The 26,402-nt window shown below is 60.5% G+C and carries 22 protein-coding genes; 12 read left to right on the forward strand and 10 right to left on the reverse strand.

Annotated features, from left to right (window positions below; genetic code table 11):
* Positions 1–36: 36 nt before the first annotated feature.
* The 3 genes from AC2FFD_RS20115 to AC2FFD_RS20125 all read left to right on the forward strand — a co-directional run bounded on the left by AC2FFD_RS20115 (position 37) and on the right by AC2FFD_RS20125 (position 4,916).
* Positions 37–1,509 (forward strand): ATP-binding protein, encoded by a 1,473-nt coding sequence (locus AC2FFD_RS20115; RefSeq protein ID WP_496873951.1) that lies wholly within the window; start codon positions 37–39, stop codon positions 1,507–1,509.
* Positions 1,510–1,684: 175 nt separating this feature from the next.
* The gene (locus tag AC2FFD_RS20120; protein WP_068247294.1) at positions 1,685–3,733 is read left to right on the forward strand and encodes a pseudomurein-binding repeat-containing protein; all 2,049 of its coding nucleotides are present in this window, start codon (positions 1,685–1,687) and stop codon (positions 3,731–3,733) included.
* Positions 3,726–4,916 carry a GIY-YIG nuclease family protein gene (locus tag AC2FFD_RS20125; RefSeq protein WP_068247292.1) on the forward strand — a complete coding sequence of 397 codons (1,191 nt, stop codon included), beginning with the start codon at positions 3,726–3,728 and terminating at the stop codon, positions 4,914–4,916. Before AC2FFD_RS20120 ends, AC2FFD_RS20125 begins: the two co-directional genes overlap by 8 nt.
* Before the next feature lie 42 nt (positions 4,917–4,958).
* Here the strand turns inward: AC2FFD_RS20125 and AC2FFD_RS20130 are convergent, their stop codons facing one another.
* The 3 genes from AC2FFD_RS20130 to AC2FFD_RS20140 are packed head-to-tail and all read right to left on the reverse strand — an operon-like array spanning position 4,959 to position 9,318.
* Complete coding sequence (locus tag AC2FFD_RS20130) at positions 4,959–6,890, reverse strand: type IV secretory system conjugative DNA transfer family protein (RefSeq protein WP_496873952.1); 1,932 nt, start codon at positions 6,888–6,890, stop codon at positions 4,959–4,961.
* 12 nt (positions 6,891–6,902) lie between these two features.
* Complete coding sequence (locus AC2FFD_RS20135; RefSeq protein WP_317389026.1) at positions 6,903–8,777, reverse strand: relaxase/mobilization nuclease domain-containing protein; 1,875 nt, start codon at positions 8,775–8,777, stop codon at positions 6,903–6,905.
* Complete coding sequence (locus AC2FFD_RS20140; protein WP_496873953.1) at positions 8,770–9,318, reverse strand: plasmid mobilization protein; 549 nt, start codon at positions 9,316–9,318, stop codon at positions 8,770–8,772. Before AC2FFD_RS20140 ends, AC2FFD_RS20135 begins: the two co-directional genes overlap by 8 nt.
* Positions 9,319–9,615: 297 nt before the next feature.
* Between AC2FFD_RS20140 and AC2FFD_RS20145 the strand changes: the two genes are divergently transcribed.
* The 3 genes from AC2FFD_RS20145 (at position 9,616) to AC2FFD_RS20155 (ending at position 11,469) form a co-directional block, all read left to right on the forward strand.
* Positions 9,616–9,747, forward strand: coding sequence for a hypothetical protein (locus AC2FFD_RS20145; RefSeq protein ID WP_496873954.1), 132 nt, complete (start codon positions 9,616–9,618; stop codon positions 9,745–9,747).
* Between the two features lie 248 nt (positions 9,748–9,995).
* Positions 9,996–10,787: a nucleotide-binding protein gene (locus AC2FFD_RS20150; protein WP_068247275.1), complete on the forward strand. Its 792-nt coding sequence runs from the start codon at positions 9,996–9,998 to the stop codon at positions 10,785–10,787.
* Positions 10,780–11,469, forward strand: a complete 690-nt coding sequence (locus AC2FFD_RS20155; protein ID WP_496873955.1) for a hypothetical protein — start codon at positions 10,780–10,782, stop codon at positions 11,467–11,469. Before AC2FFD_RS20150 ends, AC2FFD_RS20155 begins: the two co-directional genes overlap by 8 nt.
* Here AC2FFD_RS20155 and AC2FFD_RS20160 read toward each other — a convergent pair.
* Entirely contained in the window at positions 11,426–11,767 is a 342-nt protein-coding gene (locus tag AC2FFD_RS20160; RefSeq protein WP_068247265.1) for a hypothetical protein, read from the reverse strand. The genes AC2FFD_RS20155 and AC2FFD_RS20160 overlap by 44 nt on opposite strands.
* A gap of 180 nt (positions 11,768–11,947) precedes the next feature.
* Here AC2FFD_RS20160 and AC2FFD_RS20165 point away from each other — a divergent pair, with 180 nt between their 5' ends.
* Both AC2FFD_RS20165 and AC2FFD_RS20170 read left to right on the forward strand, forming a co-directional pair.
* A complete protein-coding gene (locus AC2FFD_RS20165; protein WP_068247264.1) occupies positions 11,948–12,127 on the forward strand; it encodes a hypothetical protein in 180 nt (59 codons plus the stop codon).
* 159 nt (positions 12,128–12,286) lie between these two features.
* Positions 12,287–12,556, forward strand: coding sequence for a hypothetical protein (locus AC2FFD_RS20170; protein WP_040179869.1), 270 nt, complete (start codon positions 12,287–12,289; stop codon positions 12,554–12,556).
* A 643-nt stretch (positions 12,557–13,199) separates the two neighbouring features.
* On the opposite strand, the gene AC2FFD_RS20175 is transcribed toward AC2FFD_RS20170, so the two are convergent.
* Positions 13,200–14,510, reverse strand: coding sequence for a hypothetical protein (locus tag AC2FFD_RS20175; RefSeq protein WP_496873956.1), 1,311 nt, complete (start codon positions 14,508–14,510; stop codon positions 13,200–13,202).
* Positions 14,511–14,656: 146 nt separating this feature from the next.
* On the opposite strand from AC2FFD_RS20175, the gene AC2FFD_RS20180 reads away from it, so the two are divergent.
* The 4 genes from AC2FFD_RS20180 to AC2FFD_RS20195 all read left to right on the forward strand — a co-directional run bounded on the left by AC2FFD_RS20180 (position 14,657) and on the right by AC2FFD_RS20195 (position 18,728).
* A complete protein-coding gene (locus AC2FFD_RS20180; RefSeq protein ID WP_496873957.1) occupies positions 14,657–14,980 on the forward strand; it encodes a hypothetical protein in 324 nt (107 codons plus the stop codon).
* Between the two features lie 23 nt (positions 14,981–15,003).
* Positions 15,004–16,713, forward strand: coding sequence for a sulfatase-like hydrolase/transferase (locus tag AC2FFD_RS20185; protein WP_496873958.1), 1,710 nt, complete (start codon positions 15,004–15,006; stop codon positions 16,711–16,713).
* Positions 16,714–16,838: 125 nt separating this feature from the next.
* Positions 16,839–17,591, forward strand: coding sequence for a transporter (locus tag AC2FFD_RS20190; RefSeq protein WP_496873959.1), 753 nt, complete (start codon positions 16,839–16,841; stop codon positions 17,589–17,591).
* A 33-nt stretch (positions 17,592–17,624) separates the two neighbouring features.
* On the forward strand, positions 17,625–18,728 hold the full coding sequence (locus tag AC2FFD_RS20195; RefSeq protein ID WP_496873960.1) for an ABC transporter substrate-binding protein: 1,104 nt from the start codon (positions 17,625–17,627) through the stop codon (positions 18,726–18,728).
* Between the two features lie 271 nt (positions 18,729–18,999).
* Here AC2FFD_RS20195 and AC2FFD_RS20200 read toward each other — a convergent pair whose 3' ends face one another.
* The 5 genes from AC2FFD_RS20200 to AC2FFD_RS20220 form a co-directional block, all read right to left on the reverse strand.
* Complete coding sequence (locus tag AC2FFD_RS20200; RefSeq protein ID WP_232367833.1) at positions 19,000–19,284, reverse strand: DUF6429 family protein; 285 nt, start codon at positions 19,282–19,284, stop codon at positions 19,000–19,002.
* On the reverse strand, positions 19,281–19,538 hold the full coding sequence (locus tag AC2FFD_RS20205; protein WP_067296573.1) for a WGR domain-containing protein: 258 nt from the start codon (positions 19,536–19,538) through the stop codon (positions 19,281–19,283). Before AC2FFD_RS20205 ends, AC2FFD_RS20200 begins: the two co-directional genes overlap by 4 nt.
* An 85-nt stretch (positions 19,539–19,623) precedes the next feature.
* Positions 19,624–20,556 (reverse strand): DUF2493 domain-containing protein, encoded by a 933-nt coding sequence (locus AC2FFD_RS20210; RefSeq protein WP_068247263.1) that lies wholly within the window; start codon positions 20,554–20,556, stop codon positions 19,624–19,626.
* A gap of 371 nt (positions 20,557–20,927) precedes the next feature.
* Complete coding sequence (locus AC2FFD_RS20215) at positions 20,928–21,959, reverse strand: DUF7146 domain-containing protein (protein WP_068247259.1); 1,032 nt, start codon at positions 21,957–21,959, stop codon at positions 20,928–20,930.
* Between the two features lie 3 nt (positions 21,960–21,962).
* Positions 21,963–26,342: a strawberry notch-like NTP hydrolase domain-containing protein gene (locus AC2FFD_RS20220; protein WP_496873961.1), complete on the reverse strand. Its 4,380-nt coding sequence runs from the start codon at positions 26,340–26,342 to the stop codon at positions 21,963–21,965.
* Between the last annotated feature and the right edge of the window lie 60 nt (positions 26,343–26,402).

The following is a 26,402-nucleotide window of genomic DNA, read 5'->3' on the forward strand; positions in this document are numbered from 1 at the left end:
CCGGTTGGTCGTGATGGGTCAGAAAGTGAACACACCATGACCCTTGACCCTGTCATGAGCGCGGAACGCACCCGCAGGCTGGTGGACGATCTGCGCGCCAAACCAGGGGAAACCACCTGGATCGAGTTCAAAGAGAACAATGCCGACGGACCGTTGATCGGTAAGCTGATCTCGGCCTTGTCCAATGCCGCACGGCTGGCCGATCAACACTTTGCCTATGTGGTCTGGGGGGTGCGAGACGGTGATCATGCGGCTGTCGGCACGGTTTTTGAGCCGACAGTGAAGAAGGAGAAGGGGCAGCCGCTCGAACTGTGGATTGCGAACCACCTGTCGCCAAGCATCGAGTTTCGTTTCGAAGAAGTCGATCACGATGGGGGGCGCCTGATCCTGCTGACCATCCCCGCCGCCGCAACCGCCCCGGTAGAATTTGACCGCACAGCCTATTTGCGCATCGGCAGCGCCACGCCGCGCCTGTCCGACCATCCGGAACGCCTGCGTGCCCTCTGGGCAAAGTTGCAGCCCTACGCTTGGGAGACAGGGATCGCGGCGCAGTTCCTGACTGGTGACGATGTTCTTGGGCGGCTGAATTACGCCAACTACTTCGATCTCACGGGCCAGCCCTTGCCGGATAACAGGCAGGGGATCTTCGACAGGCTATTGGCGGATCGCCTGATCCAGAAAGATGTAAGCGATCGTTGGAACATCACCAATCTAGGTGCAATCCTGTATGCCAAGAAACTTGCCGATTTCGGCCCCTCTGTAGAGCGCAAAGGCGTCCGTTTCGTGGCCTATGCCGGCACCGGACGTGCAGATGACGTGAGTCACCGCCAGGATGGCCAGCGCGGCTATGCAGCGGGATTTCAGGGGCTGGTGGATTACATCGACGGCCTTCTGCCCCGCAACGAACTGATCGGTAAAGCATTCCGCGAGGAGCGACCACTTTACCCGTCGATAGCGATCCGCGAATTGATCGCCAACGCATTGATCCACCAAGACATGACAATCACCGGCGCAGGACCACTCATCGAGTTGTTCAGTGATCGAATGGAGATCACGAACCCGGGCGCCCCCTTGGTTAGCCCCGACCGGTTTTTGGACTCGCCGCCGCGTTCCCGAAATGAAGCCCTTGCGTCGTTGATGCGGCGGATGAAACTTTGCGAAGAACAAGGCACCGGCATCGACAAGGTGATCTCGGCGGTTGAGCTACACCAGTTGCCCCCACCGGATTTCCGCATGGAGGGAGACGCCGTGCGCGTGGTTCTGTTTGCACCACGCCGATTTGCGGACATGACACCGGAAGAAGCCGTGCGAGCGTGTTACCAACATGCCGCGCTCAAATACGTAGGCGGTCAGAAGATGACGAACGCGACACTTCGCGAGCGGCTTGGTATCGACGACCAGAACGCTGCGCAGGCATCGCGGGTTATTCGCGCAACGCTGGATGCTGATCTGATCCGTCCTGCGGATGCTGAACGCCCTCGGGCCGGATATGTCCCCTCATGGGCGTGACAGGGACAACATTTGATCGGGTTTTGATTGTGCGTATGTGGGCTGGAGGGCGTAAATTGGAAAATACATATAAATCATACTGTTACGATAGGCAGGGTGCGGTATCGCTACTTGATCGGGTTTTGATTGCCTGCCCCAAAGCGAATGATTCCGCGCCCCTCAGAAGGAAAACATCATGACACAGCAGGTTCCTTCCGTCTCTGTCAATTACGCGGCCAATGGAAGCTCGACCAAATCGAACGAGCTTGGCATGCGCGAAATGCAAGAGGGTGCCTATGAGAAGCGGGGCGAGCAATACCTGCTGATCAAGTCGCCCCCGGCCTCGGGCAAGAGCCGCGCGCTGATGTTCATCGCGCTCGACAAGCTGCACAATCAGGGCCTGCGCCAGGCCATCGTCGTGGTGCCGGAAAAGTCCATCGGGTCCAGCTTCAACGACGAGCCGCTGAGCAAGTACGGCTTCTGGGCAGACTGGACCGTGCAACCGCGATGGAACCTATGCAACGCTCCCGGCGGGGATGACGGCAAGGTCGGCGCTGTCGGCAAGTTTCTGGCGAGCGACGACAAGATTCTGGTCTGCACCCACGCGACCTTTCGGTTCGCCGTGGACAAGTTCGGGATTGAAGCGTTTGATGATCGGCTCATCGCGGTAGACGAGTTTCACCACGTCTCTGCCAACCCTGATAACAAGCTGGGCACGCATCTGGGCGCACTGGTCGCGCGCGACAAGGTGCATCTGGTTGCGATGACCGGGTCCTATTTCCGCGGCGATGCCGAAGCCGTTCTGTCGCCCGAAGATGAGGCAAAGTTCGATACCTTCACCTATACCTACTATCAGCAGTTGAATGGTTACAAATACCTCAAGACGCTCGACATCGGGTATTTCTTCTATTCCGGGTCCTATGCGGACGACATCCTCAAGGTTTTGGATCCGACCGAGAAGACAATCCTTCACATCCCGAACGTGAACTCGCGCGAAAGCACTAAGGACAAGCATCGCGAGGTCGAGCATATCATTGACGCCCTGGGCGATTGGCAGGGAGCGGATCCCATCACAGGCTTTCAGCTGGTCAAGACGCCCGACGAGCGTTTCTTACGCATCGCCGATCTGGTGGACGACGAGCCATCCAAGCGTGACAAGGTTTCCGCCGCGCTGAAAGACTCCACGCAGAAGAACAACCGCGATCATGTCGACATCATCATCGCCCTGGGTATGGCGAAAGAAGGGTTCGATTGGATCTGGTGCGAACACGCCCTGACGGTGGGTTATCGCGCCAGCCTGACGGAGATCGTGCAGATCATCGGCCGCGCCACCCGCGATGCCGAGGGCAAGACCCGAGCGCGGTTCACCAACCTTATCGCGGAGCCCGACGCCGCGGCCGAAGCCGTGACCGAGGCAGTCAACGATACACTGAAGGCGATCGCTGCAAGCCTGCTGATGGAGCAGGTGCTGGCCCCACGTTTCAACTTCACGCCCAAGACCGTGAAAAGTGGCCCTGTCGAAGGGTTCGATTACGGCGAGGGCGGCTATGACCCCAACAAAGAGAACGTTGGCTTCAGCGAGGCCAGCGGGCAGTTCCAGATCGAAATCAAAGGTCTGGTCGAACCCAAGAGCAAGGAAGCCAAACGCATCTGCCAGGAGGACCTCAACGAAGTCATCACAGCTTTCGTTCAGGACAAGACCACGATCGAGCGCGGGCTCTTCGATGAGGAGCTGGTGCCGGAGGAACTGACGCAGGTCCGCATGGGCAAGATTGTCGGTGCCAGGTTCCCAGAGCTAGATGCAGAGGATCAGGAAGCGGTGCGCCAACACGCAGTTGCTGCGCTGAACCTGACCCAGAAGGCGAAAGAGATCGCGCTGTCGAACCGCGATGACACAGAAACAACCGGCAATACCGCCTTGATCGACGGGGTGCGCAAATTCGCAATGGACGTGCGCGAACTCGACATCGATCTGATTGATCGCATCAACCCGTTCGGCGAAGCCTACTCGATTCTGGCAAAGACGATGAGCGAGGAAAGCCTTCGGCAGGTCCAGGCCGTCATCTCTGCGAAAAAGGTGCAACTGTCACCGGACGAGGCGCGAGATCTGGCGAAACGCGCCGTCAAGTTCAAGCAGGAGCGGGGCCGTCTGCCTTCCATCACATCGCCTGATCCGTGGGAGAAGAAAATGGCCGAAGGCGTCGCCTATCTCGCGCGCATGAAGCAGGAGGCTACCAATGGCTAAGGGTTTCACCGACGAAGACGACGCCCTCCTTGCTGAGCTTGGCGTCGAGGTCGAGGTCAAGAAGCAGCTCAGCCGCACACCACGCGAAGAACGCATCATCGCAGGTTTTGAGGAAATCTTGCGATTTGCAGATGAGCATGGCCGGCCTCCCCAGCACGGGGAGGATCGTGATATCTTTGAACGCCTCTACGCCGTGCGTCTTGATCGGATCCGCGACTTGCAGGAATGCCGCGACCTCCTTGCCCCACTCGACGAGCAGGGTCTCCTAGCAAACACCCCTGCGCCCTCAGCATCGGACTCCGATGACCTCGATGACGATGCCCTCCTCGCCGAACTGGGCGTGGAAGTTGCTAAATCACCCCTCACGGAATTGAAGCATGTCCGGTCAACAGCCGAGAAAAAGGCCGCCGACGAAGTCGCAAACCGCGAGAAATGCGAGGATTTCGCGACGTTCAAACCCTTGTTCGAGCAGGTCCAGAAAGAACTGGATAGCGGCTTGCGCGAAACTCGCCCGTTCGAGATGAAAGCCGAGATCGAGAAGGGACGCTTCTTCATTGTCAGCGGTCAAAAGGCCTATGTCGCCGACAAGGGCGAGACCATCACCAACGAGCAAGGTCGCACGGATGCGCGTCTGCGGGTGATTTTCGACAACGGGACCGAGAGCAACATGCTGATGCGCTCGCTTCAGCGCGCGTTGAACAAGGACGACGCCGGACGGCGGATCACCGACCCATCGGCAGGGCCACTTTTTTCCGATCAGACAATCGATGGCGACGAGGCGAGCGGGACAATTTATGTGCTTCGCAGCAAGTCCGATCATCCACTTGTGGCCGAAAATCGCGACCTCGTACACAAGATCGGCGTCACCAATATGAGCGTTGAAAAGCGGATCGCTGGCGCACATCTGCAACCTACGTTTCTGATGGCGAACGTCGAGGTGGTTGCGACTTATGAACTCTACAACATCAATCGGACAAAACTGGAGAACCTGATCCATCGCATCTTCGAGCCCGCGCGGCTCGAGATCGAGATCATGGATCGCTTTGGTAGGCCCGTGATTCCGAGAGAGTGGTTTCTCGTGCCAATATTCGCGATAAAGGATGCAGTTGAACGGATCAAGGACGGGACGATTTCGGGCTATGTCTATGACCCGAAACAGGCGCGATTGGTATCTGTCTCATAGCTGGCGCATGGCAGAACAGCACAGCCACATTCGATTTCCAGATCATCCCCTCGCCTTTGCGTCCGAAGAGCGCGCCCGACCACCAAAACGTGTTTTCTTTGGCTTTGCCCTCGCGGCTTCTGCGTATCCCTGTAGCGCGCCTGTGTAGGTCTGCACCGCAGTCTCGAATTCCTTGTCGCCCATGGAGACCGCCGCGGGTGCTGCAGGTTCTGAATGCTCGAGGGTGATTTTCTTCGGCCTGTTCGAGACTGGCGCTGCAGCAGGAGGATAGGGCAAGGAATGCCCCTGCCGTGCTTTGTCGATCTCCTCAAAATGCCGGTCCGCATAGTAGCGGATGTGATCCGCCTTGATTGGATATTGCCCCTCAGGCAGGACTAGGACCTTGTCGAGCGGGAAACGCAGCAATTCAGCGGGGGATACCAGCGCCCGTTCTTCCGAGCGACGGCTGATATTTGCGCTCTCCGAGAGCTTGCGCACGGTTGCCTGTGATCTGGTCTTGCCCACGATCGTGCGTTTGCCGAGGGCTGCGGACAGCACGTCTGCGGTGCGATCATCCTGCGGGGTCATGTAGATCTGCACACCAGCGCCGGCCTGCAGAGCGCGGCGGTCGGTTTCGCCGTAGATGCCCTCAAGACCGGGGATCGACTGCGAGATGATAAACAGCCGCCCGCCATAGGAGCGGATCGTCTTGATGCTCTGCAAGACCAGGGGTTGTTTGCCCAGTTGGTCGAATTCATCCATCAGAAACATGACGGGATGTGGCTCGTCCGGTCCGGGATGCGCGCGTTGCAGACATGCGATGGCATCAGCGAACAGGAGCCGGATCAGGGGGGCCAGTGTTTTCAGGTGCTCCGGCTGCACGACAATATAGAGCGACTGTGGCTCTCGTCGGAACGTCCCGAAGTCGAAATCGCTTGCCTGTGTCGCCCGGTCCACCGCCGGATCGAGCCAGAGTTCCAATCCAGCCCCGCGGATCACACTGACATAGGAATCGAGAATCTTGTCCACTTCGTCGGCCATGCTCAGGAAAATCTCTGCCACCACCGGGTTTGCAGTCTGCATCGCGGCCCGTTTGTAGAATTCCTTTTTATTGCCGCCGCCAGTCATGATCCGCAGCGCCTCACCGATCGTCGGCTTTCCGGTCTCGATGGCATAGAGGCAAGACGCCACGAACAGGCTGCGTCCGGCCTGGAAAAAGCTCTGCGCGTTCACGCTTTCGACGATGAGGAACAAGTCCGCCATGGTGTTGACGGCGGTGTATTGCTGCTCGGGGCTGGGCAGATCGGCAATGCGCTGGAGAGGATTGAACCGGTGCGTGCGGGTCAGGACGGGCCCGTTCTTGCCCTCGGGCTGAACGTAGTCATAGGGCGAAAAGTACCAGACCTGATTGTTCAGCGCCTTTTGGCGGTGGATGGATGTCTTCTCGAAATTCTCGCCCTTGACGTCGAGGATCACGGCACTGCCCTGGAAGTGCAAAAGGTTCGGTAAAACGAAGCCTACCCCTTTGCCCCGGCCCGTTGGCGCGATCATCATTGCGTGTGGGAAGCGATCTGGCGTGGCCGACACGAAAGGCGCGCGGGACGCAGGTGACCCGAGCTTGCCGAACAGAAAGCCGTTCTGGGAAAGAGACGCCGACATACGGTTGCGGCGGAGCTCGGGACGCGACTGGAAATGCGCATCATCATAATCGGTGAGCGACCCGCGATGAACGGATGTCGCTCCTGTCGCCGCCAGAAGCAGGGCAGGAAGTGCCGTGATGAGCCACGCAGTATGTTCCACCGCAGGGTTTGCCTTGACCCGTGGATCAGACAGATTGAGCAGCCAAAGTTCGAAAATATCGAACCCACCCAGGTCTTCGCCAAATCGCGCCATCAGATAGAGCGTGGCGATCGCGGCACCGATCCAGGTGCCAACACCGAGACCGAGCAGGATGGCGATTGGATACCGCCAACGGCTTTCCATTGCATGCAGCATGTTTTGAATCCTCTAGAGGCCGTAATCGCCACTGGTATCGTCCCGGTCGCGCCCCCGCACCTCGGCGCGCTCGAAAGCCTCGATCCGGGTCCGGTAGGTGGCGGCTGGTTCGCTGTCGCGCCCGGTAATGTCATCACCCGCATCCACTGCGGCGATGGCCTTTAGCTCCGAGAACACGGCTTGTCGCAGACCAGGGTCTTCGATGCGGTCCATGAGCGGATCGATCCGGCCAGCGGCCAGCTGATCCATATCCCCGTCGCGCAGGTCTTGCCGCACGTCGGAGATCAGCTTGTCCAGCGTGGCGATGTCGGCAAGGCGACTGCCCTGCCCCGCGTCAAGAATATCCTGACGCGCCAGATCCGCCAAAAGATCACGATCCATGTGCAGCCCCGCAAAAACATCACGCGCGCGCGCCTGCAGGTCGCGTTCGAGCCCAAGCCAGTCCGAGCGCTCCTGGGCGTCCACTGGGCGTGAGGCTTCGAGTTGCGCCTCGCTGCGATGGGGTGCGGTGAAACGGGCAGCAACTTCTTCGATACTGCTGCCCGCCTCCTCGAGTCGTGCCTCCATCGGTGCCAGAACGCGCGCCAACTCCGCTCTGAAATGACCCAATGCAGCATCGGCCTCGGCGACGAGCGGATTGCCCTCCTCTGCTGCCCGTGCAGCCAGCCTCGCAATCCCCTGAACACTGTAGGGATCGCGCTCGGGCGACACCGATGAAGAATGATCCGCAAGAAAGTCGCGGCCCAGAAGCGTGCCCATTTCGCGGGCCTTCCCCGCAAAGAGCTGTTCCAGTTCGACCTTTTCGGCACCGGGAGCCATGTCCTGAATGGCGCTCCACGCGGTGTCGGCTTCCGCTTGCAATGTCTCGCGGGCGGCGATCAGACGACCGATCACATCCGCTCCGGCAGCGGGGATATCAACCCCTTCGGCAAACCCTTCTTTCACCGGCATTCCTTTCATCAAGTTGGTGGCGGCAAGCTCTGCTCCCTCCGCGATGCGCCCCATCCATCCATTCGGAGGGGTGTCGGCCTCCAGGCCCATCCCCGCAAGTTGCGCCAGCTGCCGATACCCCTCGGCGTGTCTGCGTATCTCGGCCTCTCGCAGAGCGCGGCTTTCAGGATCCAGCGGGGCAACCACTGGCTCCCGTCCCTCCTTGCGGGCCGCCTGCAAATCAGTGTCCCGCGGGGCGTTTTCCATGATGCCGCGCGACAGACGGGAAGAGGCGTTCAGCACCAGCCCGTGCTCGCCCGCGATCTGCGCATGCAGCTCGCGCATCATGTCATAGCTGATCTCGGAATGGCGGCTGATCGAGAGGAACTTGCCGTCCTCCATCCCGACCTTGTCGACAAGAACATGGGCATGCACATGGTCTGTGTTGCAATGGAGGGCCGCCACATACCGATATCGATCCCGGTAACCCCCGCCGAACACCTCCTGCGCCCATTCGCGCGAGATGGCTTCCGCCAATTCCGCCTCGGTTCCCTTGGGAAAGGACAGGATGATGTGATCGGTGTGACCCCGTTTCGGGGCCCCGCACCAGGAAGCACTCCAATCGGCAATGACATTTTCCATGCCGCGCTCGCCAAAGACACGATCGATGCCGATCTGGTTCGACCAGGCTGCGACCCGCGCCTCGTCGCGCAGAATGTATTTCATCTGTCGGCGTAACTCTTTTGGCGAATGACACCCGCCCGTGCCGACACGCTTCACCACGCTTTGCGGCACCCGCAGCGCGTTCCAGGACATTACCGCAACTGCCCCGCCGGACGTGCCACGCCGACGGCCCGACGATACGCGCGCTTCGCCTGCCATGGCTGCAGACCGCCGCCCCACATGAGGCAGAATCTCGCCCAATACCGCCTGCTGGAGGGTGCGTGTTTCAGCCATCGCGCTGCCCCTCCCCAACGTCACGAAAATCGGACACCCGGACGAAGGACCCGCGCAGCGAGGCCGCGCGCAAAGCCTGCACGGCCCGGGCAACCTCTTCGGCCCGATCCGCAAGCCGACCGACCATTGCCGCGTCGCGCGCGTTCCACCGCAGCTTGCCCGCATGGGCAAGCTTCAGCATCTGGACAAGATTGCGCGCCAAGGCATTGAGCTGATTGGCCGACGCCTTGAGCGCCGTGACCTCGTCCCGGCGAAACGCGACAATGCCGGATGAGAGACGGATCATGTGCCGGAGCAAACCCGACGTGGTCATGCCCGTCTCAGCCACAAGCGCCTCGAATGCTTCGGCCTCACGGGCGGACACCCGAACCTGCAGCACGCGGCCCTTTGTGGTTCGATCCGTCACCACACCGCGCGCCCGCATGCGGGCGACAGTGGGTCGGGAGCAGCCAACACGCACGGCGATCTCCCCATCGCCAAGCCCTTGAGCAGCGAGCCGGAGAACCTCTTGTCGGGCTATGGTGGAGAGGCGTTTCGACATGGGCGGCAAGATTTATCATTAGATAGTTTTTGTAAACACGAAAACTCTAATGAGTCGCCGTACAAGTTTTGTCATACACAATACCGTTCCTGTCAACGTCCCTTCGGTCCGTTGTCGCACCTTCGGTGATCAGCAGGCAGGGCCTTGGCCATGCCTGCTGTAAACCCCACGCGACAACGAACAGACCGAAGGGACACCGCCTCCCCCGCGCCGCGATCCGGGACCCCAGCCCGGATCCTGAACAGGCGCGGGAATGACGTCGGCGCAGCCGACACGATATCCCTTCATTGGCGTTGAATGCTCAAAGGGGTTTTCCCGGAAGGAGAAGAAGACCTTGTGGGATTGGAACGCCTGCGCAGCACCGTGCGTATTACCTCGGCGCTGATACGGATAGTCGATGGTCAGGTGACCCGACACCTCGAAGGCTGATGGCAGCATTGGGAAATTGCCACAACGACGCGATGGCGAAAAGGATGGACGCTGCAATCACGGTCGGCGTGAGTGACCTGCTGACCAATTGACCGAACGCGTACGCAGATGATCGCCAAAACAGCACATCGCCTCAGCAGATACACATCTGTCTGACCCAAAGGTTGAACGTCTGTATCGCGCAAGGTCTGGACGCCATCCCGAGGCATCGCCATAACGGCGCAAAATATACGTTATGGAGACATTGAATGCTTGTTGTGACGGCCATCTCCGCGAAGGGCGGTTCGGGAAAGACAACTCTCATACAGATGCTTGCGTCCGCCATGCTGGCACGCGGCCGCCGTGTGCATGTCATGGATGCGGATGCTGACAAGCAAATCCTCGAATGGGAATCAAAAAGCGCGCGCGCCGACTTCGGTGATCTGCCACGCCTTCCATGGCCCACGGGCTTGACCGTGGTCGATGCCCCCGAGACCGTTGAAGGCCTTTACCACGCGCTGGACAGCTTTGAGGCTGAAGGTGTTGATCTGGTTCTGATCGACACCCGCCCCGGCGAGCACCCCGACACCGAAACACTGGCGCTGGCCTGCGACATGATCCTGGTGCCGGCCGTGCCGGTACAATCGGATTTCGTGGCGGCCCTGAAAACCCTGACATGGGTTATGCGCATGATCGAGACCCTCGGACCGGATGACCCCGCCCCGCTGTTTTCGGCGGTATTGATGAACGCGGACAAACGCGCGATCGATTTCGTGACCGCAGGCGATGACCTTGAGCGTGATGCGGCAAGAAGCAGGGTTCACCGGCAGGACCTTGAGGTCTTCGAGGTGATTTCAACCCTGCCACTTCTGCCAACGCCGGTGCCCCATCTCGCCGCGATCCAGCGCATGCCGCTGACCGGGCCACTGGGATATGTGCGGGACATTTATGAACAAGATCTTCGTCATCGGTTGCAGGCGGGGCATCTTTCCTCCGCCCTCGCCTTATGCAGTGAGATCCTTGGCGACATCGAGGCCGTGGTGGATGCTGCCAATGGCTAGGAAGATTCCAAACCGGTCCGGGACCGCTGTCTCGAACGAAGACAGGCTGACGCGGTCGCGGCAGTTCGCCACGAGCGCCACGAAATATGCCGTGTTCGATCAGAGTACGGCGGAAGCGGTCGCGACAGAAGGCCCAGCGGTAAATTCAGTGGACAAGAAAGAACCCCGGAAAGGGGAGAAGGCAGCCTCGGCTGAAACGGCGCGCATCAACTCGGGGGTGTCTACTCAGCCGGTGGCGGATGATGCTTGCAGTACTCGCACCGAAGGGCAGTCTCGAACCTATTACGTGCGCATCGGGGCTGAGGATCAGGCACAGATTGATGCGCTGGCAGAACGATCTGGCCTTGACCCGGATTACATTCGGCGTGCCTTGATCAAAGTGGTTCGCGCCCGCATGCAAAACCTGCGCGACACCGCGACCTGGCATGAGGTTGCCTCCGCTGCACGACCACGCCTGTCCGAGTCCAAAGGCACTGGTGCCCCCTTTATGAAATCGATGATCAGGCTCGACGCCGCCCATATGGCGGCGTTGCAGACAAGCATTGATGACCCGCTCAACGTCTATGGGGTGACGCTGCTGTTATCCGCCTTCGGTAAGGCGCTGCTGCACTCCGAGATCGAAGAGCTCGCTCAAAAGATCAGCGGCATCGAAGCCCGGGCAGCGCGTCCTGATCCAGCGTAAAGGCATCGCGTGCGGTCACGACAGCAATCTGACCGCCCGCCTCGATCATATCGATGAGCTGTGCCCATTCGGCAGGATCAGCATCCCGTTGCGTTGCGATCCCGTCCTGCACTGAAAAGGCAGCCTGCTCTCCGGTCGCCGCGAGAAAGACAATGCGTTGTGGCGCTTTGTCATCGCTGTGACGCGACAAAAAGTACGCATGGCTCTCGTTTGGGTTGTAGACACGGTCAGGATCGCAAACTAAGAGCAAGGTCCCGTCGTTTGCAGTCGCAGCATAGGTCTCCAGACCTCGCGACAAGCCGATCTCCCACTCGGCAGCGACAGCCGATGAAGCCGCGCCCAGAAAGAGCGCAATATGTAGAGGCCTGTAAAGCAAGTTACTAAACTCCGTTTTGTGTTGGCCAAGCATATATAGGGACAGGCAGATACCTGCCACCTGATTACTGCGGCTCCGACCAATGGAGGTCAGGAGAAGAGCATGAAGAAGTATGCGGGATACCCCGTCGAAGTCATTTGGACGACGGTAAACGGTGAAGACGTCGAGGTCGGCGTCGTATTCCAATGGAGCTGCGGCATGCGCCGTACCAGATGGTCCGATGACTTTGATCAGGCGGACGGCGCGAACCTGAGGTACGAGCCCTATGAGGACGCGGGATAGACCGCCTCCAGCCCTAAAATGTTCGCAAGCGACCGGAGCAGGACACGATTGTGATCCGGGCCAATGACACCGAGAGAGGGAACACGCGGGGCAGAGATCGTTGCAAAGGCGACGACGGTTTGTAACGCTACCAAAGAAGACCGATAGGAGACCCATGAGATGAAAGAGATTTTCAACGTTGGCGAGACAATCTTGCTGGACGGCGCGCCGCTTGCACTGGTGACCCCCGATGGCGTCAAGGCCTGGATCGAAGACGGCGTTCAGCACAGCTTTCGCTATGACCAAGTGCGCGATCCGCTCAGCGGCGAGATGAAATACCGCTGTCTCTACGAGAAGTACGGGTCGGATATGCCGTTCGTGCTGGTAGGCAACCCTGACAGTGAAGAAGGCGCGCACGTTATTCTGTTCGACCAGAAGCCAGACGCATAGCCCTTCGGAGTCTTATGCCAGGTGGCGAAGACTAGAGCCCCTCGGCTTCGCCCGGCGGCAGCGTCCACCTTGCAAGAGGGATGCAGACCCGTCAGGGCTGAAAGCGGATCGTGAAGGCGACCATGTGGCAAACGTTTTGGGATGGCTCAGGATGAGACAGACCAAGACGTATTGGCACAGGAAGACAGCAAGGTCGGAATTCAGGGCGGAGCCTCAGCAGCCCGGCCCCGCTTACGGGGCTTGCCCATGTCGAAACCTTCACCATTACAGTCACGCACATCGCAGCATGGAAGCCTATTTCGCAGGTGCAGCATCGTGTTCGGCCCAATCCGGACACTCACCGCCTTTCCAAGTTTCTGCGGCACGGCCCGACGAACCTGCCGTTCGCTGCGACCGTAAAGTCTAGCTTTAGCCAAGCGTCGGCAGATCCACCGCTATGAACTTCAGCCGCTGACGGACCTCGCTGACCGCCACTGCGCGGTCGGATAACCGAGCAAGGTCATAATCACAGCGGTCGCTCGAAAGCTTGTCACCCTCGCGAATGGGCTGTGCCGAACTCGACGAAAATGGGAACCTCCGATTCCGTCACCGATACAATTGCCGGAGCGCAAAAAGGGGCTGGGCGGCACAAATTCTGGAAAAGTTACTTATCCTTTGGCCAACCTGCCGCCCTTAACTGTACGAGTACAGTATCCACGTGTTCGTGGCTCGCATAGAACCTGCTCAATGCGAGCTCTGGCTGAAACATGGGCCAAGTGCGCGACAACTTTGAGAGAAGTTCCTGAGCCTTTGCAGTCTGTGCATTTGCCTGGTATGATACTGCCTTGTAGAGCAGCGTCAGCTCACTGACGGGAGCACCTGAGGCAATCGCTGAATCGAAGGAAGAAACAGCCGTCTCGTATTCGCCAAGGTGAAAACTGGCGACCCCATGTATATTCAGGTTTGCTTGGTGTGAACCTACATCTCTGCGCGGCGCGTCAGGCGCTGAAATCTTTTGTGCTTCCTCAAAACTCCCTGTCAGCAAAAGAATGAGAGCATAGAAGTTCAAAACCCGTCCATCTAAATCGCTGAGCAGATAGGCCCGGTTAGCGAGCGTTGTTGCGTTTTCAAAATCCCCACTGGCAAAGGCCAGCCAGGCTTGGGACGAAATGCCCCAGCCGTTGGTCGGGTCAAGATCGACGGCAGTGCCGGACATGAGTGACGCCGCCTGAAGCATTTCCTGACGTTGCTTGAGGTCCGGTGCCAAAATAGCCAGAGTGGACAAGCTGTGAGCTGCTCCCGCATACCCGCCTGCATACGCAGGATCGATGCGAATGGCCTCTTCAAACAACTTGAGTGCTGCGGTTTGAAGTTCGACATCCGCGATCGGGAACAGCATTTCACTGGCTTTTGCTGTCATGTTGGAGGCCTGCAACGTCGCCATGGACTTCTCTGCCAGCGCCTTGCGTTCCTGCACCACGCGCTCCTGCGCGTTGATGTCCGCCCTGTTCGGGCTCGGGGAAAAATCGATGCCACGTCCAATCGCCCATACGAGCAGAGTCGCAGCGAATAGCGCAATTGCAGCTATCGGAATTCGCAATTGTGCGAGGCGTGATTTGTCCGGCTTCTGGGTATCTTTGTCTCCTTCACGAAACTCGAACCTGGGAACATAGCCGCCGCTATCGATGTGGATCACGACTACGTCATCACTGCCTTGCGTGGCGTAGTAATCTGACAAGGCGCGGCGCAATCGGCGGGCATCGACCCGCACGATATTGTCGCTACCATCGGCGGGCTGACGCCCGTAAACGTCCTGGGCGATGATCTTCCCGACGATCTCTTCAGGGTGGCCCAGCAGGCTTTGTTCGACCACGTAAGTCAGAAAACCCTGCAGCCGGGCAGAGCCGGACAGCTGCGGACTTTGCAGAATGTCCTCCAGCGCAATTCGAATGGATTTTTCGTTTTCCGGCGCCATGAAGCGATTCCGTGCCCCCATTCAGTCATGCGCTAAGAAAAACATTCCAAAACAACCGCCTAGAAGAATTTCTCCGGTGCGTTTCACGTCACCTTTCACCGTATAACCCTTGTTCCGACCTTTCAACCACAAGGAGGATTGGTGAGATGGGCTCTAATGACGAAAACCCAGCGGCCTACCCCGCTCAGGCAGAAGAATGCCTGCCAAAAGCGCGCGACTCGATCAAAAGGTTGCGCGCGACGGACGCCATCTTTGCAGAGATTTGCGACGATTACGAGTTGCTCGTGCGGGATTTTCACGGCCTGTCGCAGTGTGATCGTGCCTCGGAAGAGGATTTGCAGAAGGCACGCGAGCTTTTGCTGGAGAGTTTGAAAGGCCTCACAGACGAAATCCGCGCCGCGCTCGAGAAAGCTTCGCGCAGGGTCGGAGGGCCCCGGGGGTTCGACTGCACCAGTTCGAGCCCACACTAATTTTCACAATCTGGAGAAGACACATGAAACAGAAATTAGGCAAGGCATCATGCAGTGCGTTGGCACTTGCGATGCTGTCGCTGACCGGCGCGCATGCCGAAAGCGGCAAGATCATTCATGATGCCGAACATTATGTTCTCGAAGCACAGCACGGCGAACGCTGGGCCGCCGAGGACGCGTCACTTCAGGAGAAACTGGACGCGCTGGAGGCCAAATTCGGCACCAAGCCCAACATCATCCACATCATGTGGGATGACACTGCGGTGGGCGAGGTCGGCATTCCGGAAATTCAGGCGGTGCGCGGGTTCGAGACGCCACACATGAACCAGATGGCAGATGAAGGCATTAACTTCATGCGCATGTACACGGAACCCGCCTGCACGCCCACGCGCGCGGCGTTTCAGACCGGCCGGTATGCCGTGCGAAGTGGCATGCACACTGTTTCCTTCCCGGTCGAGTATTCCGGCATGGATGCCGAGGAAGTGACCATCGCAGAAGTGCTGTCGAATGTCGGCTACAAGACGGCCTTCTATGGCAAGTGGCACCTCGGCGACACAGAGTTCTCCTATGCCCACAACCAAGGCTACGACGAGGCGTTCTTTACCCCCTACAACCAGGTGCCTTCGATGTGGAACCCCGGAGCCGAGGTTGGCAATGTCATAACCGGGCTTTATCCCGAGCTTTACGGCGAAGACAAATATGACATGGATAAATCCTGGCAGCCGCTGGGTCAGGTCTGGACACTGGAAGGCACCAAGGGCGGCGAAACATTCGAATGGGGCCCGCCGCCAAACATTGAAAACTACTGGGATATCGAAACTGAATCCCAGCGCCGGACACTGGCCTTCATCGACAAGAGCGTCGAAGCCGGAGAACCATTCTTTATCGCCTACCAGCCCATTCTCGGTGCGTTTTTTCCCGACCCCAGAGTTGCGAAGAGAGCGACGGCAAATAAGAACATGCTTGCGGAAGGCCTGATCGCTGTCGATGACTTCGTTGGCGATCTTGTGGCGCATCTTGAGGAAAAGGGCATTGCCGAGAATACACTCGTCATGGTGATGGCCGACAATGGGCCGTTCATTCACTATGGTCCTCGGGGTATGGTCGAGACCCTGTACACGGGCGGCAAGGGTGACTTTACCGAAGGTGGCGTGCGCGTACCGGCAATTGCGAAATGGAAGGGCGTGATCGAACCGGACCAGATCGTGGGCGACATCCTGCATGTCAGCGACCTGTTCACCACATTTGCCCGCCTCGGTGGCGCAATTGACCAGATCCCCACCGACCGGGTGATTGATGGTGTCGACCAGACATCGCTGTTCCTGAACGGAGACGGCTTCAGCCGCCGGGACTATGTGATGATCTACCAGGGTCCGAACCTGGCCGCCGGTGTAAAAGGCCGCTTCAAGCGCGACTGGAAAAACGCGACCCCCGGTCTTTCGAAGAACGAGTTCTATGATCTCTATACCGATCCGCGAGAAAGGACCGGGGAGATGATTCAGCAGTTCCACGTCAAATCGATGTTCAACCGACAGCGTGCGCGGCACGAGATGTGGATGCAGGAATATCCAAACCGTCCGGATGCAACCCCAGGGCCGGCGTTGACGGGGATTTCGAACGAACGTCCCGAAACCCGCAAGCTCTATACGTCGCCGGTCGAGACCGAAAAGCTGCCGTTCACGCCACAGCAGATCGGCAACTACCCGCTGCCCTTCGCCGGTAGCGATATGTAAGGCAGACAAGCACTGGAGCCGATGGGTTCCAGTGCCACTTTCCAAGTTCACGGCAATTCTCAAAAAGATCAGAGAAACAACTCATGCACTTACGCAGGATAGCATGTTTACTTGGTGCCGGCTTGATGCTGGCGACCACCAGCGTAAACGCCCAGTCGGATGACGACCTTGCCAAGCAACTTGCGAACCCCATCGCGTCCTTGATCTCGTTGCCGCTGGAACTCGTCTATGACCAAGGGCTCGGCCCATCGGGAACGGGATCCCAAACCGCATTCGTGGCCAAGCCGGTCATCCCATTCAGCCTCAACGAGGACTGGAATGTCATCTCTCGAACAATCATTCCGTATGTGTGGCAACGGAACCTGACACCGGGGACCAGCAACAGTGGTTTCAGCGACGTCACCCAAAGCTTCTTTTTCTCTCCGAAAGCTCCCACTTCTGGCGGAGTGGTCTGGGGCGCCGGTCCGGTGTTTCAGATCCCGTTATCCGCTAGTAACGGGCTTGGCCGCAATGCTTGGGGTGCGGGCGTGACAGGTGTCGCGCTCAAGCAAACGGGTGGATGGACCGTTGGGATGCTGGCCAACCATATATGGGACTTAGAGGGCAACTCTGCTCAGCAAAGCACGACATTCCTGCAGCCGTTCGTGAATTTCACGACACAGGATGCGTGGACCTATGCGCTGAATACCGAAAGCACCTACGAGTGGGTCGCGGAAGAGTGGAGCATTCCAATCAATTTCAAGATCAGCAAGCTTGTTCAACTTGGCCGCCAAAGGGTCAGTCTCTCCCTCACGACGCGCTACTGGGCGCAAAGCCCGGCCGGTGGGCCGGATGGCTGGGGGACGACCTTCGGAGCGACTCTGCTTTTTCCCAAGTGAACACAACAATAATGATGCTAAAAGGAGAGCCCAATGCCTGATCGACGCACTTTTCTGAAAGCCGGATTGCTGACTTTGGCCACTCCTGCAATCCTTGGAGAACGTGCCGCCCATGCCCAGGGCAACGGATTACCGATAACAGTTTCCAGCTACAGGCTTGACCGGACTCAGGCGTTGTTTGACGGGCGCGTTTCGATCGAGGGGACCAACGCGACCTTTGTCGAAGATGCCATAGGCGATATGAACACCGCTGCCTTCAGCGGCAAGGGGACGAACGAAATTACGGAATTGGGACTGCATCCGTTCATGCTGGCGCATGCAAACGAAGGGTTTCGCGCCTATGCCCTGTTGCCTGTCTTCCTGCTGCGCCAGTTCCGGCACAAGAGCGTTTTTGTCAGGACAGATGCGGGCATTGCCACACCGCAAGATTTGCGTGGCAGGCGGGTTGGCACGCCGGGGTATTCCTCGACTTCGCTTACGTGGATCAGAGGCATATTTCAGGAAGAATATGGCCTGCGCCCGGAGGAGATCGAGTGGGTAGTCGCCAACAAGGACAGTTCCGCAGGCGAAGCAGGCAAGATTTCAGAGCAGGAGCAACAAGCGCCGGAAGGGATACCCATTTCCCAGGGAACGCCGGGGCTGGACGAATCCGAACTCCTGCTCGCCGGAGAGGTGGACGCCTTGTTTCACGCGGCAACCCCAGCGGCCTATGTGCAGGGTGATCCGCGCATCTCGCGGCTTTTCCCGGACTTTCGCAGCGTCGAACAAGACTATTTCCTTCGCACCGGTGTGTTTCCGATCATGCACGTGCTTGCGATCCGTCGCGACACGGCCTCGGAATATCCTTGGCTTCCCCGGGCGGCTTTCAACGCCTATTCCCGAGCCAAGATTGAAGCCTACAAGACCAAGGATCGCCTGACCTGGGCCACGGATATGTTGCCCTGGTACAGTCAGGAGCTTGAAAACACCCGCGCGCTGATGGGACGAAATTTCTATCCATATGGTATACGGGAGAACCGTCGGACACTTGAAACTCTATTCCGGTACTCGAAAGAACAACGACTAGCTTCTCGGACATTGAGCGTTAAAGAGACTTTCCTCGAAGAGAGCCTGGAGTATTTTGAGGACTCTACCTAGCGTATCGCGGATATATTTGCCTCATGAAGTGGCTTGTTCAGGCGGTCATTTGTTGATCTCGCTTCATTCTGAGCTTTTAAATCTGAAACAGGCAATTGAGCCTATTTTTCGCGCCTCAAAGGCTAGAATGGCCGCTTTCTCTACTTGCGTGAGTTCACTTTGCACCCGCAGCGAACGACCGGTTTCCGCCCTGCGCGTTGCTGATGCTGCAGATGCGAGCAAATTGCGCGCAGATGCAGCGAACGACTGTAAGGTCCCGCAAAGCCGCCCGTCACTCGGCCTTGCTGAACTCCCGCGCGAGAATTTCCCGCGCATGCGCGACCCCTTCTGGGGTCAGGCTCAGCGATTTCGCCTTGTTTTTGGGATCAAAAATCAGGCCTTTCTCGAAAAGCCGGTTGGTGATGGCCCAATCGACTCCCTTCCAGACCTGATCGCCGTAATGCAGCGTCAGGCTAAGGATCGCGAGAGCCGCATCATCAATCTTATCGATGTCGAGTGCCATCTCCCCCTCGTTTTCCTGTGTCTGCCCGCTTTTCGAACCGCGGCCGCGCATCATGCATAACCCCGCCGCTTCTTTATCGCCGCAAGTTTCATCAGCGCGGTTACGGCGCGCCCTTCATCTGGATGCTGCTCAATCATCATCTGCCCGCGCGCGCCAATGCGGCCCCATTCGCGCACCAGGCTGGCGCCCCCAAAGAGATCGGGTTGAATGCTCATGCGGTAAAACCGCCTCATGTTGCAGGCTGGATCGATCCGCCGCATCTGCAGGTCGGTCGGGAACACCTCAAGTTGAGCGACAGAGTGAGACATATCGTGATCCAGCAGGCTTTCTTCCATAATATCAAGTGGACGCATACCCTGCCACCTCGATTTCCCCGCGAGAGGAAAAGGGGGCTCATGCCCCCTTCTCGAACTTCATGACCGGGATGCCGAGCTTTTTGGCCTTGTCAGCAAGGTTCTCCTGGATGCCGGTGCCCGGAAAGACGAGAACACCCACGGGGAGCACATCCAGCATCGCGTCGTTGCGCTTGAAGGGAGCGGCTTTGGCATGCTTGGTCCAATCGGGCTTGAAGGCCACCTGCGTCACGCCCCGGGCCTCGGCCCATTTGGCGGCGATGAGCTCCGCGCCCTTCGGGCTTCCCCCGTGCAGAAGGACCATGTCGGGATACTTGGTCCGGACCTGATCGAGCTTGCCCCAGATCAGGCGGTGATCGTTGAAGTCGGTCCCGCCGGTGAGGGCGACCTTGGGGCCTGCGGGCAACATCACCTCGGTTTCTGCGCGGCGCTTGGCGGCAAGGAAGTCGCGGCTGTCGATGAGCGCTGCTGTCATGTGCTGGCGGTTCACCATCGAGCCGGTGCGAGGCCGCCAGGTCGAACCTGTGTGATGGACGAACTCGGTGGCGGCGTGATCGCGCATCATGTCCATGCAGTTGCGCCGTTCGATCAGGGTCAGGCCTTCGGCCGTCAGGCGCTCAAGCTCGTTCGCCTTCACCTCGGAGCCGTCCTGCTCGCGCTGCAGGCGGCGCTGCGCCTGTTCGTTCTCATCGAGCGACCGCTCAACCCTCGCCGTGGCGCGGTGGAAGAGGTTGACCTGGCCCCAGAGCACCTCTTCGAGGTCGGGTTCCATGCGGGTATCTTCCAGGGTCGCGACGAGGGCATCGAAGATGTCGGCGACGGCGACGGCGAGGCGCTGCCCATCGGGCATCGGACGCGGATCGGGCTCGTCAAAGGGGCGGTAGCCATAGAGCTGCAGCTCGTCGAGCGCATGGGCGGTCTGGGATGCGGTGTAGGCGGGTTCATACGCGTCGTCGTGAGTGTGGATCGTCATCAGTTTCTTGCCTCCGGGCCTGTCTCATCCGCGCGACAACCCGCGCGGCCTTCATGGGCTGCGAAAGCCGTCATGGGGGACGCCCCTTCACCCCGCCTTTCGGGGCCGGAACGCATGTGGAGGAGGGCGGCAGGCAAGCTATTTGTTTCGCGATGCAAAGCGGGGGCTCGTCCCCCGCGGCGGAAATAGCTTGCCTGCCGCCCTTGATGAGGCGTCCCCTTTGACGGCCGCCTGCCCATCTCTTGAAGGCCGCTCGGGTGTCGGGTGGATGAGATTTACCCGGGAAGAGGCAAAGGTGATGATCCACACCCGCGACAGGACTGCAGGACGCCTACCCCCTCAACCCCTGACCGCCCCCTGCGCGATGTGGCTCAGCCCAACAGGCGTTGGCGATCCTCAAGCCCGATCTGCCCTGCCAGATGCTGGCGCAGCGCCTCTTTGCCGGTCGCCCGGAGATCATCGTTGAAATCTCCGAGCCGCGGTTCCAGCACCCGGACGGCAATCCCGGCGTCAAGGGCTCTGGCGCTCAACCTCTCTGCCGCTGCGCGCCCCGCCGGATCGCGGTCGATGGCGATGTAGAGGCACTGAAGCCCCTCCGGCAGCAGGACGGCCCCGAGGTGTCCCGACGAGAGCGCGGCCCAGACGGGCAGGCCGGGCACGGCTTCGACGAGGGACAGCATGGTCTCGATGCCCTCCCCGACGACGAGGATGTCGTCATGCGGGGTCAGCCTGACGGCATTGCCGAGGAGGTGACCCATGGCCCGTCGCTGCGTCTCGACGGCCGCCTTTCCCTGTCCGTCAGGCGCCAGCCAGGTGCGATGCACGCCCTGCAAGGCCCCTGCCCCATCGGTGACCGCCGCGATCAGCGCTGGTCTAGGGACGCTCCGGGTCTGGCCTTCATCCCGATGCCAGCAGTTTGGGTGGAAGCGGAGCGCGCTCATCGTGCCGCCTTGGCTGATGCCCCGGGCGCGGAGGTAGGTGTCGGCAAGCGTGCCTGCGACCGGCACCGAGGCCGCAAACAATCGCGCCGCCGCGGCTCGTGTGCCACCGGGGGCTTTGGCCTTCTTCGGCACTGGCGTATTCGGGAGGACCGGCTGGGGACGGCCAAGATGCGCTCGGGCCTCGGCCAGAAGATCGGGAAAGCGCGAGATCCCGGTTCGCTCGCGGATGATGTCGAGGAGATCGCCATGCAGTCCGACAGCCGCGTCCTGCCATTTGCCACGGGCTCCCGGTCCTGATGTGGGTCCAGTCAGCCGCACGAAGAGCGACCGGCCGGGGTTGTTCTGCAAATCGCCGACGATCCAGTAGGACCCTTCCCGCCGTCCGGCGGGAAGGTAGGCGCGACACACGCTCTCTGCGTTCTCCGCCAGAGCGCGGATCACATCTTCAGTCTCGGAATACATGGCTCAGCACCCTCCACGCGCATGTAGTCCTGTCACGGGACAACGTGCAAGCAGACGATCAAGCACTGTGATGCCGCTGGAGTCTGCTGGGCAGAAGAGCCGCAGCTTCCAGGCGATGATCTCCGAGAAGAACCCATCTGCCTTCAGCCGGTCCTTGGCGGCACCCAAAAAGCCCGACAGCTCGATCCGGTTGACGCCCATGACGCGCGAGCGGTGCAGCTCCATCCCTTCGGCCAAGCGCACCACGGTCTTGCCCTCCAGAACAAGGGCATGGACCTGCGCCGCCGTGAGCTTCGGCGCATCGGCGGCAAGTGTGGTCGCGACCCACGACGGCGAAACGCGGCGACCGATGATGCGCTGACCGTCATCGGTCTGCAGCCGGTAGACGCGGGTTTCATCCTGGGGGAGCTGCTTCCAGATCGGCAGCAGCAGCCCCGCCACGATATGCAGCGTGGTTTCCGAGAATTCCGGCACCTCGGCCAGTTCCGCGGTCCAGGCGGCGGCGAAGACTGCGCGGTCGGCTTCGAGCCAATGGGTGTCCTCCATCATCCGGGCCGGAACCGTGCTGGCCTCCGTTGGCCGGATCAGCCTCAGCCGCGGTTCGATGGTGCCGTCGTCTAGCATCAGGCTGGTCGCGGGCACCTGCACGGCAGCCCTGTTTGAGCGGCTGTTAACTAGCAAACGCGCCTTCGGATCGTCCAGCCAGTCGAGCGCATCAGCGAGCGCGGTCGGCGTGTTGCGCTGCTTTTGCGCGATGGTCAGGAGCTGGGTTTCTGCGCCGGAGCCGGGATGGGTGTAGATCACACGCGCATCCGTCACCTGAAAGCTTTCGGCGCGCAGCGTCTCGAGCCCGAGGTCGTAGACCCCGGCAGCGATAGCGCCCTCGATTCGCTGGTCGAGGAGTTCCTCGAAGACCGAGAACAGCACGGCCTGCATGTCGATCGTCAGCGCCAGCAGGCGATTGAGGAAGGTCGTGATCGGGGGCAGATCATCCTTCAGCCCATTGTCATCGGTCAGGCTGAGACCTGTGGCATCCTCAAAAGCGCCAAGTGAGCACCCCGCGACATCGCCGCGATAGATGCGGCGGTAAAGCTGGCGCAGAGCGTCGCGGGCATAGGGAGACTCCAGATTGTCCTCGGGCCGGAACAGCCCCTGCCCGCCGGTTTGACGCTGGCCGCGCGTGATCGCCCCGAGCGTGTCGAGGCGACGCGCGATGGTGCTGAGGAAGCGTTTCTCTGCTTTCACATCGGTAGCAACGGGCCGGAACAGCGGTGGTTGCGCCTGGTTGGTGCGGTTGGTGCGGCCCAGTCCCTGAATGGCCGCATCGGCCTTCCAGCCCGGTTCCAGGAGGTAGTGGACCCGCAGGCGCTGGTTCTTCGCCCCGAGATCGGCGTGATAGCTGCGCCCCGTGCCGCCCGCGTCCGAGAAGATCAGGATGCGCTTCTGGTCATCCATGAAGGCGGCGGTTTCCGCGAGGTTGGCAGAGCCCGCCCGGCTTTCCACGACCAAGCGGGCGGCAGAGCCCTCGCCTTTGCGCACGATGCGGCGCGAGCGGCCCGTCACTTCCGCCACCAGATCCGTGCCGAAGCGCTGGACGATCTGGTCGAGCGCTCCAGGCACAGGCGGCAGGCTTGCCAGATGCTCGATCAGCGCATCGCGCCTCCGGGCGGCCTCGCGGCATTCGACCGGCTGGCCATCGCGCGTGACCGGGCGCGAGGAGAGGTTGCCTTCGCTATCGGTGAAGGGCTCATAGAGCTGCACCGGGAAGGAATGGGCGAGGTAGTCCAGGCAAGCCTCTCTTGGCGTGATATCCACCCGCACATCGTTCCACTCGTCCGTGGGGATCTCCGACAGGCGGCGCTCCATCAGCGCCTCACCTGTCGAGACGATCTGGATTACGGCCGCGTGGCCCGCGGCGAGATCGGCGTCGATGGCAGCGATCAGGGTTGGGGTTTTCATCGAGGTCAGCAGATGGCCGAAGAAGCGCTGCTTGGCGGATTCGAAGGCCGAGCGCGCAGCGGACTTGGCCTGACGGTTCAGCGTGCCAGAATCTCCAGTGATGTTCGCCGCCTCCATCGCGGCGGCGAGGTTGTTGTGGATGATGGCGAAGGCCCCGGCATAGGCATCGTAGATGCCGCGCTGCTCAGGCGTCAGCGCATGAACCAGCATCTCGTATTCGACGCCGTCGTAGGAAAGCGACCGGGCAGTATAGAGGCCAAGGGACCGCAGGTCGCGGGCGAGGACCTCCATTGCCGCGACACCGCCCGCCTCGATGGCCTCGACGAATTCCGCGCGCGTCGCGAACGGGAAATCCTCGCCGCCCCAAAGACCGAGGCGCTGCGCATAGGCGAGGTTATGAACCGAAGTGGCCCCCGTGGCCGAGACGTAGACCACGCGGGCATTGGGCAGCTTATGCTGCAGGCGCAGGCCCGCCCTGCCCTGCTGCGAGGCCGTGACATCGCCGCGCTCGCCTTTCGATCCTGCAGCATTGGCCATGGCATGGCTTTCGTCAAACAGGATCACTCCGTCGAAATCCGCCCCCAGCCAGTCGACGATCTGGTCGACGCGGGATTTCCTGGCCCCGCGCTCCTCTGAGCGCAGCGTTGCATAGGTGGTGAACAGGATGCCCTCGGTCAGCGGGATATCCTTGCCTTGCGCAAAGCGCGACAGCGGCGTCACCAGCAAGCGTTCCTGCCCGAGTGCGGACCAGTCGCGCTGCGCATCTTCCAGCAGCTTGTCGCTCTTCGAGATCCAGAGCGCCTTGCGCCGACCCTGAGCCCAGTTGTCGAGCACAATCCCGGCCGACTGGCGGCCCTTGCCCGCCCCGGTGCCGTCGCCAAGGAAGAAGCCGCGGCGGAAACGGACGGCGTCAGCGGCATCGTCCGGCGCGGCCGAGACCATGTCGCCGGTCTCATCGACGGTCCAAGACCCCGCGAGATACGCGCCATGCGCCTCGCCCGCGTAGATCACAGTCTCAAGCTGCGCGTCGGACAGAAGGCCATCGCGCAGGATGGCGGCTGGAAGCTTGGGCCGGTAGCTGGGTTTCGGGGGCGCGACCGAAGCCATGGCCGCAGATTGCACAAGCTTGGTCGGGTGCGGTTCCGCCCCGGGGATGTTGATCGCTTGCAGCCGGAAGGTCTCGTAAATGGCATCCGACAAGCGCGTGCTGGCCCCGTCCTCGGTCACATCCCGCAGGGTATAGGCGAGGTCTGCGGCCTCGATCTGCGGGGCGGTGTTGGTGGGGGTCGTTGCTTCTGTTGCGCGGGCTGTTCTGAGGGCCGTGCGCGTGGTGCGGGCAAGATTTCCCGGGAAGGGGGAAGGGGGGACGTGCGCGCTAGGGCTTCGGGCGTCCAGCGCGAGGCGCGGGGGGACATGGGCAGTGATCATCGACAGCAGGCTGGCCACATCGGACGAAATCGGGCGCGCCAGATCGGCGGTGATGCCGCCCGGCTCGCCACCGCGACATTTGTCGAAGACCGAAATCCGCGTCTCGAAGCTGGTGCCGTGCTTGGCGAAGGCCGCACCCGACACAGCACCCGTAAAGACCAGATGCGCGGTCTGGGTCAGGCGACCGAAGGTCTCAGCCCAGGCGGGCGCATCGGGCGCGAAACCGGCACCTGTGATGGCCACAAGGCGTCCGCCGGGGGCCAGGCGCGCAAGCGCCGAGCGCAGATGCCGGGCTGTCGCCTCGGTGGTGCGGGTATCGACATTGGCCACGACCGAGAACGGCGGGTTCATCAGGATGACGCTCGGGCGCAGCCCCGCGTCGAGATGATCGTCGATTTGCGCCGCGTCAAAGCCCGTGACAGGTCGACCCGGAAACAGGCGGCGCAGAAGATCGGCGCGGGTGTCGGCAAGCTCGTTCAGCGCGAGGCTGCCGCCCGCGATTTCCGCGAGGATCGCCAGAAGGCCCGTCCCCGCCGATGGCTCAAGGACCAGATCGTGCGCAGTGATCTGTGCGGCAGCCAGTGCCGCCAGCCCCATGGGCAGCGGCGTCGAGAATTGCTGGAAGCGCTCCATCTCCTCCGAGCGCCGCGTATGGGTCGGCAAAAGGCACGATACCTTGGCGAGGATCGGCAGCAGCGCCGTAGGCGAGTCGGCCCGGGCAAGAAGCGCACGGCCGAATTTCCGCAGAAACAGGACCAGCGCTGCCTCGCCCGCCTCATAGGCCAGTTTCCAATCCCATGCGCCCTCCGCATCGGAGCCGCCAAAGGCGCGCTCCATCTCAAGGCGCAGGCGCAGCGCGTCGATCTGGAAACCTTGCGCCAGATCAGTCTGCAGCGCTTCGGCCACGCTCAAGATCGCAGCCGACGTATCGAGGGACGGGATGGGGACAACAGGCGCAAGCGCGCGCTCGGTCGCAAAAGGGGCGAGATGGGTCATCGGAAAACTCCGGAATGAGGGACAGGATCAGGCCCGGACACCCTCTTTCGGGCACCCTCA

The sequence above is a fragment of the Ruegeria sp. YTSC002 genome (genome assembly GCF_059609845.1).